Below are 11,571 nucleotides of genomic sequence, written 5' to 3' on the forward strand. Positions count from 1 at the left end.
GCGACCCCCAGCACCGAAACCCGGTGACCCCGGCGTCCGGCCAGTGCCGGTTACCTGAAAAACCCGGCGCCGGAATACCCCTCGCTGGCCATGCGTCGCGGCTGGGAAGGCACGGTGCTGTTGCGGGTGCATGTCCTGGCCAGCGGCAAACCCGGCGACATCCAGATCCAGAAAAGCAGTGGCCGCGATCAACTCGACGACGCCGCCCTGGCTGCAGTCAAACGCTGGAGTTTCGTCCCGGCCAAGCAGGGCGATGTCGCCCAGGACGGCTGGGTCAGCGTGCCCATCGACTTCAAAATCAAGTAACTCAACCCTCACGATATCGACCGCGGGCCACCTGACAAAAGGCGCATCGCTACAACTGATCCATTGCCTTGTTGGAGAGCCTGACCATGAACCTGATTGCATCCCCCTTCGAATCCATCGAACACGCCGTCATCTGGCTGTTGATTATCTTCTCTGTCGCGACATGGGGCCTGGCCTTGCTCAAGGGCGTGCAGTTCACCCGCCTGAAGACCCAGGACCGCAAATTCCATAAACACTTCTGGGCCGCCTCCAGTCTCGATTCCGCCGCTGAATTGGCCCATAGCCAACCGGGCGCCGCCGCTCGCGTGGCACTGGCCGGTTACGCGGCGATCCAGGTCAGCGATCAACCGGGCACTGACCTCAGTCAGTCGATCAACCACCAGGACCGCCTCGAGCGCGCCCTGCGCCAGCAGATCGTGCGTGAGCGGCGCTCGCTGGAAAGCGGCCTGGCAATCCTCGCGAGCATCGGCAGCACCTCGCCCTTCATCGGTCTGTTCGGCACCGTCTGGGGCATCATGTCGGCCTTGAAAGGCATCAGTGCCGCGGGCTCGGCGAGCCTGGAAACCGTGGCCGGGCCGATCGGCGCGGCGCTGGTCGCCACCGGTGTCGGCATCGCCGTCGCGGTGCCGGCGGTGCTGGTGTACAACTACTTCCTGCGGCGCCTGAAGCTGACCGCCGCCGACCTCGACGACTTCGCCCACGACTTCTACAGCCTGGCGCAGAAAAACGCATTCCGCGTGCTGCTGCACCCGGTACTGAGCAAGTCCGGCGCGACCGTCGCCGGGCAGAAAGTCAAGGAGGCGTCCTGAAATGGCCTTCTCCACACAAGACAGCGATGAAGTGCTCAGCGAAATCAATGTCACGCCCTTGGTGGACGTGATGTTGGTGCTGCTGGTGGTGTTCATCGTCACCGCGCCGCTGCTGACCAATGCGATCCCGATCAACCTGCCGAAGACCGAGGCGGTGGCGCCGGTGGAGCAGAAAGATCCGCTGGTGGTGAGCATCGACGACAAGGGCAAGGTGTTCATCAACAAGGACGAAATCCAGGCGGACCTGCTCGAGTTCAACCTGCAGGCGGCCAAGGCGAAAAACCCTGATGTGCGGGTGCAACTGCAGGCGGATAACGGGGTGAATTATGGCGAGGTGGCGCGGGCGATGGCGTCTATTGAACGGGCGGGGATTACCAAGTTGTCGGTGATTACGGCGAAGTAGGAAAAGTTACGCCGGGATCATCCTTGTTTATTTTGGCCGCCTTCGAGCGGCCTTTTTTATTGCTGTTTGTTTCAATTTGTAGGCAGTTTCTGTAAATGCGTCGGAAACGTCCTAATCATGCTCCGAGATATGGATTAGCAGCCTCGGATGATTCATGGTGTTTGTAGGTCGCTGAACTACACCTGAATCGGAAATGTTTTATTCGCTGTATCAAAAAGGAATTCACAGGCTGTTGGCGGCAACTTTTTTATTAGGTTGGCAAAATGGTCTGGGTTCCAGTCGTTCTTGTTTTTGTGACGGTGCATGCCGTTATTTAATGTCTATGGAGGGGATATGGCTTCAAGCAGTTTTCAAAACGAAGTGCCCAAGGCTCGGGTCAATATCAAGCTCGATTTGCACACCGGCGGGGCACAGAAGAAAGTCGAGTTGCCGCTGAAGTTGATGGTGATGGGGGATTACAGCAACGGCAGGGAGCAGCGGTCTCTGTCTGAAAGAAGCAAGGTCGATATAAACAAAAACAACTTCGACAGCGTGCTGGCCGAGTTCTCTCCGCGCCTCACACTGGCGGTGGAAAACACCTTGGTCAATGATGGCTCCGACGCTGCCGTCAAGCTGGAATTCCAGGGCATGAAGGACTTTGAACCGGAACAGGTGGCGCGCCAGATACCGCAACTGCGTGCGCTGTTGGCGATGCGCAACCTGTTGCGCGACCTCAAGTCGAACCTGTTGGACAACGCCACCTTCCGCCACGAACTGGAGCGCATCCTCAAGGATGACGCGCTGAGTGACGAGTTGAGAGCCGAATTGGCCGCTCTGGCGCCAGAACAAGATCGTTAATTCACCTCGGTTGGTTTAAAGGGAAGTTCGCACAATGTCCGTAGAAAACTCTTCCGCGCAATCGCGTGGCGCTGCAGTGCTGTCTGCAGAAAATCATACCGTGTACAGTGGCTTGTTCAGCAAGATCAACCTCAGTCCGGTTGCAGAGCTGGGCGCAATAGACGTTTTTCAGAACAATGAAGCCTTGTCCGAGGCTTCCACCGACGAGCGAGTGACCGCGGCCGTCAGTGTATTTCTGAAGTTGCTCAAGCAATCGTCGAAGAAAGTCGAGCGCCTGGACAAGACACTGTTGGATGAGCACATTGCATCGCTGGATGCGCAGATCAGCCGTCAACTGGATGCCGTCATGCACCATCCGGATTTCCAGCGCGTCGAGTCGACCTGGCGCGGCGTCAAATCGTTGATCGATCAGACCGACTTCCGCCAGAACGTGCGGATCGAACTGTTGGATCTGAGCAAGGATCACTTGATCCAGGATTTCGAAGATGCACCGGAGATCGCCCAGAGCGGGCTTTACGTGCATACCTACACCCAGGAGTACGACACCCCCGGTGGCGAGCCGATCGCGGCGGCCGTTTCCAACTATGAGTTCGATCGCGGCCCGCAGGACATTGCCCTGCTGCGCAATATTTCCAAAGTCGCGGCAGCAGCGCACATGCCTTTCATCGGTGCTGTCGGCCCGGCGTTCTTCGGCAAGGAATCGATGGAAGAGGTTGCAGCGATCAAGGACATCGGCAACTACTTCGACCGCGCCGAATACATCAAGTGGAAGTCATTTCGCGACAGTGACGATGCCCGTTACATTGGCCTGACCATGCCGCGCGTGTTGGGTCGCCTGCCCTATGGCCCGGATACGATTCCGGTGCGCAGCTTCAACTACATCGAAAGCGTCAAGGGCCCTGATCACGCCAAGTACCTGTGGACCAACGCCTCGTTCGCGTTCGCGGCAAACATGGTCAAGAGCTTCATCGCCAACGGCTGGTGCGTGCAGATTCGCGGACCGCAGTCAGGCGGCGCGGTCACCGAACTTCCGATTCACTTGTACGATCTGGGCACGGGCAGCCAGGTGAAGATCCCTTCGGAAGTGATGATTCCGGAGACGCGGGAATTCGAGTTCGCCAACCTCGGATTCATTCCATTGTCGTACTACAAGAACCGCGACTACGCCTGTTTCTTCTCGGCCAACTCGGCTCAAAAGCCGGCGCTGTATGACACGTCAGACGCCACCGCCAACAGCCGGATCAATTCACGGTTGCCCTACATCTTCCTGCTCTCGCGCATTGCGCATTATCTGAAAATGATCCAGCGCGAGAACATCGGGACGACCAAGGACCGTCGTCTGCTGGAGCTGGAGTTGAACAAGTGGATCGGCGGGCTGGTCACCGAAATGACCGATCCGGGCGACGATCTGCAGGCCTCGCACCCCTTGCGTGAGGCGAAGGTGACCGTGGAAGACATCGAGGACAACCCGGGCTTCTTCCGCGTCAAGCTGTACGCCGTGCCGCACTTCCAGGTGGAAGGCATGGACGTCAACCTGTCGCTGGTTTCGCAGATGCCCAAAGCGAAAGCCTGAATCAACCCCTAGGGAAACAACGTCATGAAAATCGACCGCCCCCTGTGGGCCGCGGGAGCCTTGCTGTGCCCGCAGCAATTCCAACAGCAGACACGCTGGGAGGCGTGGGCCAACGAGCGTCTGGCCCGTCTGTCCATGGTGCACCCCTGGGGTGTCCAGGTAGTGGGGTTTGACCCGCAAGCCCTGCGGCTGGGCAAGCTCAAGGCCAGCCAAGTGTGCCTGCGCATGCCTGACGGGACCTTGATCGATACCGATCAGGTGGATCGATTGCCGCCTGCCCTGGAGTTGGCGCGCCTGTTGGCCGATGACCTCCAGGGCGCCACCTTGCTCCTGGCCTTGCCGCTGGAACAGGCCAATGGTAACAACTGCCTGTTCGACGCCGCCAAGGCTGAACGGCCGACACGTTATCGCCAGGATTGGCGTGACGTGCAGGATGTTTATGCCGGCGAAGTGCAATCGATCGGCGTGCTGGAGCATGTGCTGAGTCTGCGCTTCGATCACGATGAAAACGGCGATTACCTGACCTGCCCGATTGCGCGGCTGGCGCGCGACGGGCAGGGCGGCTGGAGCCTTGATCCTGATTATGTGCCGCCGCTGCTCGTCTTCGCGGCTCATCCCGGCTTGCTGGCACAGCTTGATAACCTGTTGACCCAGTTGTCCGCCAAGCGGCAAAGGCTGATGGGCATGCGTCGCGAGAGCAACCAGCGCATGGCCGACTTCGCCGTGGCCGATGTCTCGTTGTTCTGGCTGCTCAATGCCCTGAACACTTACCAGCCGGTATTGGCTGATCTCAAGACCTATCCTGCACGGCATCCCGAGCAGGTCTATCTGGAACTGGCCAAGCTGGCCGGCAGCCTGCTGACCTTTTCGCTGGAACACGATATCGAACAGATTCCGGCTTATCGCCACGATCAGCTGGAGACCGTGTTCCCGCCGTTGATGCGCATGATCTCCACCTTGCTGGAGGCCAGCCTGCCGTCACGGGTGATTGCCTTGGAACTCGAGGAGATCAGTACCAATCGCTGGCAGGTCACGATCAATGATGCGCGCCTGCGTGAGGATGACGGTGCCGACTTCTATCTGTCGGTGCGTTGCCGGATGCCGGCCGCACAGTTGCAAAGCCAGTTTCCGCGCCTGTGCAAGGTCGGTACGCCGGATGATGTCGATCACCTGGTCAACGCCGCACTGGACGGTGTTCCGCTGCAGTCGCTCAGCCACGTGCCGGCAGCCATTCCGCTACGCCTGGAAAACCAGTATTTCGCCTTGGATCTCAGGCATGCCAAGGGCCAGGCCGTGTTGGCCCAAGGGGTCTGTGCCTTCTACGTCCCGAGCACGCTCGCTGACGTGAAGCTGGAACTGTTCGCGGTGCTGCGCACATGAGCCGGGTTATCTCCCACGGACAATCCGCGACTGCAATGGATATCGACGCGCTGTTGCAGGACAGCTTCCTGCTGGTGGTAGAGCTGCGTCATGGGGCTTCGGCGCAGAATGCCGAGCAACTATGGGCGCGTTGCGCCGGGCAGATCGAGTTCGTTCGCCAGAGACTCGAGCAGGCCGGCCTGAGCCAGCGCAGCATCGACCACATCAGCCACGCCCAGTGTGCATTGCTCGACGAGACCGTGCTCAACTGCGCCGAAGCCGATGCCCATGCCAAATGGGCCCGCGAACCGTTGCAGGCGAAATTCTTCAATCGTCACCAGGCCGGGGTGTTTTTGTATGAAGACATGCGCGAAGTGCTGCGCGAACCGGCACCCGATCCGCAGGTACTGACGGCCTTTCACCGGGTATTGATGCTGGGCTTTAGAGGCCGGTATCGCGAACTGAATGATCCCGAACGCGAGCAACTGCTGACAGCGCTGAATGGGCACGTCGCGCCAATGGCGTTGCGCCTTGGTATCAAGACACAGGCGAGTGGCGTTAACCGGACCGGCAGCCTGCGCTGGTTGCGGTCACCGCTGCCTCACATGCTGGCGGTGGGCCTGTCGTTCGTCGCTGTCTGGTGGGCGCTGGACCGTTTGTTGAGCGGTCTGGTCACTACGCTCCTGCCCGGAGCCGCCTGAGATGGGGCCGATGGCGCTCAAGCTGACACGGGGTCTTTGGCTGTGGGCGGGTACGCTCGTCCTCGTGCTGCTGGCGGTTTTTCCGTTGACAGCCGGAACCCGTGCAATAGCTGTCCTGACCCTCGGGTGCATCGTCGTCCTTGCCTGGCGTCGGGCGGGACGACGTGCGGCAGCGCTGGGCGAGTCACTGACGCTGAGCGGCGATACTGCCTTGCCGCCTGCGGCCTACCGTAAGCCGGTGGTCCTGGTGTGTGGCGATGGTCTGGCGAGCCTGTTTGGCGCAACGGCCGTCGAACAAGTGGCCTTGCACCTCACTAAAGACGGTTGCTATGTGCGGGTACCCGAGGTGGAGCAGCTGCCTTCGGTGACCGCTGGTTTGTTGGCCCTGCGTCCGGAATGGGCCGCGCAGCTCAGCGTCATGTTCATCGTCAACCCCGCCGAGCATACCGACGCTGCAGTGCTGGCTGGACAGATACGAGCCTTCAGTTATCAGGTCGCGCTGGTTCGCAAGCGCGGCAGGGTGCTGCCGCTACTGCTGGCGAGCTACCTGCAAGCCTCGCGGGGTGAGGGGCCCTGGTTCAGCTGGCAGGCAGGCGAGGGCCACCCCAGCGTGCGCGCGGCGGGAGCGTGCGTCAGCCTGGCGGATTGGCAGCGGCAATCCGCTGACAGCGCCACGCACCGCTGGCCGGTTGCACACCAGCGTCCAACTGAGCAGCGTTGCGGCCTGGCTGGACGAAACGGTAATGCCACATTTCGCTCGCCGGGAAACCCGTCATGGCGTCAGCCTGCCGATGGTCTGCGCCGTCACGCTGGTACCGGTACTGCCTCAGGCAGTGGCGGGCAACCTGTGGCAACAATGGCTGCATGACAAAGTGGCGCTGGTTGACGCCAGGCAGGCGGAGCCTGGGGAGGGCACGCGCTCGCCGTTCCCTGATCCCTTGCTGCATCTGCTGCCGGTCCATGGACGGCGGTCCCCGTTACGCCGTGCAACTGTCATCGGGTCGTGGTTGTTGGCAGTGGCCGGCGTCCTCGCCCTGGCCAGTTCGGCCTGGCAGAACACCTTGCTGGTGCGCCAGATCACCGATGACCTGCGCCGGTACGCCTCGATTCCCCCGACAGCCCAACGTGACCGGCCCGAATTCGCCTTGCGCGAGGAAGCGTTTGCGCAGCTGCGTCAGGCCGCCACGCGTCTGGATCACTACTACCGACAAGGCGCACCGCTGGCGCTGGGCCTGGGCCTGTATCGCGGTTGAGCCGTTACGCGCGCAGGTGCTGGCGACGATTGCCGGTCACCGTCATCCGGCGATGGCTCCGATCCCCGCCGGAAGCCCCAGGCCGGTGCGTCTGGACAGCCTGTCGCTGTTCGGTACCGGCAGCGCCCGGCTCAAGCCGGGCTCGACCAAGGTGCTGGTCAATGCCCTGGTCGGCATCAAGGCCCAGCCCGGCTGGCTGATCGTCATTGCCGGGCATACCGATGCCACGGGCGACGCCGGGCACAACGTCCAGTTGTCCCGTGCCCGGGCGGCCGCGGTGCACGAGTGGATGCGGCACATGGGTGACATCCCTGATAGCTGTTTTGCGGTCCAGGGTTTTGGCGCCAGCCAGCCGGTCGCCAGCAATGACACCGAGGCCGGGCGCGCGGCCAACCGTCGCGTCGATATCCGTCTGGTGCCGGAAGTGGGGGCCTGCGTGCTTCCCACGCCGGGGCCGGATGTACAACCCCCTGTCGCATTCCGCGACATTCATGTTCTTAGAGAAGGAGCTTCACATGGCAATTCCGGTTTATCTGTGGCTGAAAGATGACGGCGGCGCGGACATCAAAGGTTCGGTGGATGTACTAGGGCGCGAGGGCAGCATCGAGGTGCTTGCCCTGGACCATGAAGTGTCCATCCCCACCGACGACAACTCAGGCAAGTTGACAGGCACACGGGTTCACTCTCCGTTTATGTTCACCAAGGAGATCGATGCCTCCTCTGTCTACCTGCTCAAGGCTGTGACCATGGGCCAGACCTTTAAGAGTGCCGAGTTCAAGTGGTATCGCATTGACGACAATGGCCACGAAGTCGAGAGCTACAGCGCTTTGCTCGAGAACGTCAAGGTGGTGAATGTCGCTTCGAAAATGCACGACATCAAGGACCCCACCAAGGAAAAGCACAATCACCTGGAGGAGATCGAGTTGCGCTACGAGAAGATCACCTGGACCTTCAAGGACGGCAATATCAAGCATTCGGACTCCTGGAGCGAGCGCAAGTCAGGTTGATCTGAAAAGCCGGCAGACGGGCTACCGTCTGCCGGCTCCAGCTGTGTTTGGCTGAGCGTCTGTTCGCGGACGCTCATCCAACTACATCGAGTTTCAAACCCACCGCCTGCTTCCACCGAATACACCGAGTCTCAAGAACAAGGACGCGCCCGCATGGCACACCACTCCACCCGTTTGCTCCGCCGCCTCAACCCCTATTGCGCCCAGGCGCTGAGCGCGGCGGCTTCGCTGTGCCAAAGCCGCGGCCATGCACAGATCAGCATCGAGCACTGGCTGCTCAAGCTGCTGGAGCAAGGCGAGGGTGACCTGACCCTCATTGCGCGTCGCTACGAATGGGATATGGACGCGCTCTGGCGTGGGCTGCTCGACCATCTCGACAGCCTGCCACGCAGTGTGCAGGGCAAGCCGCAGCTGTGTGGCCAGTTGCAGCAACTGATCAGGAACGCCTGGCTGCGCGCCTCCCTGGACGACAACCACGAGCACCTGCGTTCCGCGCATCTGCTCGGTGCGTTGCTGGAGACTCCCGGCCTGCTCGCGTGCGACGCCGCCTGGCCGCTGCTCAGCCTCAGTGATGTTCAATTGCAGCGTTTGTTCGCGCTGCTCGATCAACACTCCGAAGAGCGTCCGCAGGTTCAACAAGAAGCTGCCTTTGCCACGACGGAGATGTCGACAGGCCAGACTACCCCTCCATCCAGTGCCGTCCTGCAGGATGCCCTGCAAGCCGTGCTGGACAGGTTCACGCAGGACATCACCGCCAAGGCCAGGGCAGGGCAGATCGACCCGGTGTTCGGCCGTGACGATGAGATCCGGCAGGTCATCGACATCCTCAGTCGCCGGCGCAAGAACAACCCGATGCTGGTCGGCGAACCCGGTGTGGGCAAGACCGCCCTGGTCGAAGGCCTGGCCTTGCGCATCGCCCAGGGCAATGTCCCGGACAGCCTCAAGCCGGTCAGCTTGCGTACCCTGGACCTGGGGCTGTTGCAAGCGGGCGCCGGGGTCAAGGGCGAGTTCGAACAGCGCCTGAAAAACATCATTGACGCCGTGCAGCAATCAGCCCACCCGGTGCTGCTATTTATCGACGAAGCCCACACCCTGATCGGTGCCGGCAATCAGGCGGGCGGCGCCGATGCGGCAAATCTGCTCAAGCCGGCCCTGGCTCGTGGGGAACTGCGCACCATCGCCGCCACCACCTGGAGCGAGTACAAACAATACTTCGAGCGCGATGCCGCCCTGGAGCGGCGCTTCCAGACCGTCAAGGTGGACGAGCCGGACGACGCCAGCGCCTGCCTCATGCTGCGGGGGCTCAAGGCGCGCTACGCCAGTCACCATGGCGTGCACATCCAGGATGCGGCGGTACAGGCCGCGGTCAGCTTGTCACGGCGCTACCTCACCGGCCGGCAACTGCCCGACAAAGCGGTCGACCTGCTCGACACCGCCAGCGCGCGAGTGCGCATGAGCCTTGACTGTGAACCCCAGGAACTGGTCCGGCTCAAGGCTCGGCAGGCCGCCCTGGAACTCGAGCGACAGGCCCTCGAAGAGGATCGGCAACTCCTGGGCGACAACGCCGGCGAGCGCCTGGCGACGATCGCTGCGCATCAGGCGGATTTGCAAGGCGAACACGCCGAGCTCGAACAGCAATACCGGCACGAACTCGACCTGACACGCCAATTGCTCGATGCGCGCCAGGCCGAACCACCCCGGCCGGATGTCTGCGAACAGTTGCAACGACGACTGACCGACGCCCAGGGCAACCAACCCTTGCTGGCCCTCGACGTCTGCGCCCGCAGCGTCGCCGAAGCGATCGCCGACTGGACCGGGGTGCCGCTGGGCAGTCTGCTCAAGGACGAACACGCCAACCTGCTGGCACTGGAGCAGCAATTGAGCGAACGCGTCGTTGGCCAGGAGCCGGCGTTGAATGCCCTTGCCCAGCGGCTGCGAGCCGCGAGGACCGGCCTGACCGAAGACCAGGCGCCACTGGGGGTGTTCCTGCTGGTGGGCACCAGTGGTGTCGGCAAGACCGAGACCGCCCTGGCCCTGGCCGACTGCCTGTTTGGAGGCGAGAAATCGCTGATCACCCTCAACCTTTCCGAATACCAGGAAGCCCACACCGTCAGCCAACTCAAAGGCTCGCCTCCGGGCTATGTCGGTTACGGCCAGGGCGGCGTGCTCACCGAAGCGGTGCGCCAACGGCCCTACAGCGTGGTGCTGCTCGATGAAGTGGAAAAGGCCCATCGCGATGTCATTAACCTGTTTTACCAGGTGTTCGACCCAGGCTTCATGCGTGATGGCGAAGGGCGTGAAATCGACTTCCGCAACACCGTTATTTTGATGACCTCCAACCTCGGCAGCGATCCACTGCAGGCCTGCCTGCAGCAACAACCCGACGCGCCGGACAGCACCCTGCAGGAACTGCTGCGGCCGATCCTGCGCGAGCACTTCCAGCCGGCCCTGCTGGCGCGTTTCCAGACCCTGATTTACCGCCCGCTGCAAGCCGACGCCCTCAAGGGCATCGTCGTCCTCAAGCTCGCCCGGGTGACCCAGCGTCTGCAACGTCACTCGGCCTGGCCTGCCAGATCGACGGGGCCCTCAACGAAGCCCTGGTTGCCGCCTGCCTGCTGCCCGACTCCGGCGCGCGCAACATCGACAGCCTGCTCAACCAGCAGATCCTGCCGGTGCTCAGCCAGCAGCTGCTGCAACGCCAGGCGGCCGGGCAGACAACCCGCGGCGTGAGCCTGGGCTACAGCGACGATTACGGCGTGACCCTGCACTTCTCCGACGCCCACGACGCTGGGCAACTTGCCGCGATGGAGGTATGAAGATGTCCAGCCAACTGCCCATCTTCTTCGACCACAGCCGCCACAAGCTGCACGTCCTCAACGCCGACTTGACCCTCGACGTCCTGGCCTTCCACGGCGAAGAACAGCTCAGCCAGCCGTTCCACTACGTCGTCGAATTCACCTGCAGCGAACAGGACCTCGCCGCCGACCAGCTGCTCAACCGCGAGGCCCAGTTCAGCCTGCACCCCGTGCCGAAAAAGCTCACCTTCCTGACCAAGGACCTCAAGGTAAAACCGCTGCGCACCTTCAACGGCGTGATCACCGCCTTCAAACGCCTGTCCGGCTCCGTCGACGAAGCCCGCTATGAAATCACCCTGCAACCGCGCCTGGCATTGCTCGCCCGCGGCCAGCAGTTCCGCCTCTATCAACACCAGTCGGTGCCGGAAATCGTCGAACAGATCCTGCGCAGCCGCCACGATTTCCGCGGCCAGGACTTTTTCTTCAAGCTCACGCGCACCTACCCCAAGCGCCTGCAAGTCATGCAAT

11 protein-coding genes and 2 pseudogenes are annotated in these 11,571 nt (G+C 61.9%); all 13 read left to right on the plus strand.

The window, feature by feature from the left end:
• Positions 1 to 306: pseudogene (locus BZ163_RS01445) on the plus strand (energy transducer TonB); the annotation flags it as partial.
• An 86-nt stretch (positions 307 to 392) separates the two neighbouring features.
• Positions 393 to 1,115: a MotA/TolQ/ExbB proton channel family protein gene (locus BZ163_RS01450; RefSeq protein ID WP_128869505.1), complete on the plus strand. Its 723-nt coding sequence runs from the start codon at positions 393 to 395 to the stop codon at positions 1,113 to 1,115.
• 1 nt (position 1,116) lies between these two features.
• On the plus strand, positions 1,117 to 1,518 hold the full coding sequence (locus BZ163_RS01455) for a biopolymer transporter ExbD (protein WP_128869506.1): 402 nt from the start codon (positions 1,117 to 1,119) through the stop codon (positions 1,516 to 1,518).
• A gap of 333 nt (positions 1,519 to 1,851) precedes the next feature.
• Positions 1,852 to 2,355 carry a type VI secretion system contractile sheath small subunit gene (gene tssB / locus BZ163_RS01460; RefSeq protein ID WP_128869507.1) on the plus strand — a complete coding sequence of 168 codons (504 nt, stop codon included), beginning with the start codon at positions 1,852 to 1,854 and terminating at the stop codon, positions 2,353 to 2,355.
• Positions 2,356 to 2,389: 34 nt separating this feature from the next.
• A complete protein-coding gene (gene tssC, locus BZ163_RS01465) occupies positions 2,390 to 3,928 on the plus strand; it encodes a type VI secretion system contractile sheath large subunit (protein ID WP_128869508.1) in 1,539 nt (512 codons plus the stop codon).
• Positions 3,929 to 3,952: 24 nt separating this feature from the next.
• Positions 3,953 to 5,308 carry a type VI secretion system baseplate subunit TssK gene (gene tssK, locus BZ163_RS01470; RefSeq protein WP_128869509.1) on the plus strand — a complete coding sequence of 452 codons (1,356 nt, stop codon included), beginning with the start codon at positions 3,953 to 3,955 and terminating at the stop codon, positions 5,306 to 5,308.
• Entirely contained in the window at positions 5,305 to 5,988 is a 684-nt protein-coding gene (tssL, locus tag BZ163_RS01475) for a type VI secretion system protein TssL, short form (protein ID WP_128869510.1), read from the plus strand. The genes tssK and tssL overlap by 4 nt, the downstream gene beginning before the upstream one ends.
• A gap of 1 nt (position 5,989) precedes the next feature.
• On the plus strand, positions 5,990 to 6,856 hold the full coding sequence (locus BZ163_RS36295; protein ID WP_371916779.1) for a hypothetical protein: 867 nt from the start codon (positions 5,990 to 5,992) through the stop codon (positions 6,854 to 6,856).
• The gene (locus tag BZ163_RS36300) at positions 6,780 to 7,241 is read left to right on the plus strand and encodes a hypothetical protein (RefSeq protein ID WP_371916780.1); all 462 of its coding nucleotides are present in this window, start codon (positions 6,780 to 6,782) and stop codon (positions 7,239 to 7,241) included. Before BZ163_RS36295 ends, BZ163_RS36300 begins: the two co-directional genes overlap by 77 nt.
• 16 nt (positions 7,242 to 7,257) lie before the next feature.
• Positions 7,258 to 7,791 (plus strand): OmpA family protein, encoded by a 534-nt coding sequence (locus BZ163_RS36305; protein ID WP_371916781.1) that lies wholly within the window; start codon positions 7,258 to 7,260, stop codon positions 7,789 to 7,791.
• Positions 7,757 to 8,248 carry an Hcp family type VI secretion system effector gene (locus tag BZ163_RS01485; protein WP_128869511.1) on the plus strand — a complete coding sequence of 164 codons (492 nt, stop codon included), beginning with the start codon at positions 7,757 to 7,759 and terminating at the stop codon, positions 8,246 to 8,248. Before BZ163_RS36305 ends, BZ163_RS01485 begins: the two co-directional genes overlap by 35 nt.
• 153 nt (positions 8,249 to 8,401) lie before the next feature.
• Positions 8,402 to 11,064 (plus strand): annotated as a pseudogene (gene tssH, locus BZ163_RS01490) (type VI secretion system ATPase TssH).
• A 2-nt stretch (positions 11,065 to 11,066) separates the two neighbouring features.
• On the plus strand, positions 11,067 to 11,571 hold a 505-nt coding region (locus BZ163_RS01495), incomplete at its 3' end, for a contractile injection system protein, VgrG/Pvc8 family (protein ID WP_256578902.1).

This window comes from Pseudomonas sp. VI4.1, assembly GCF_002029345.1.
Lineage (GTDB): Bacteria > Pseudomonadota > Gammaproteobacteria > Pseudomonadales > Pseudomonadaceae > Aquipseudomonas.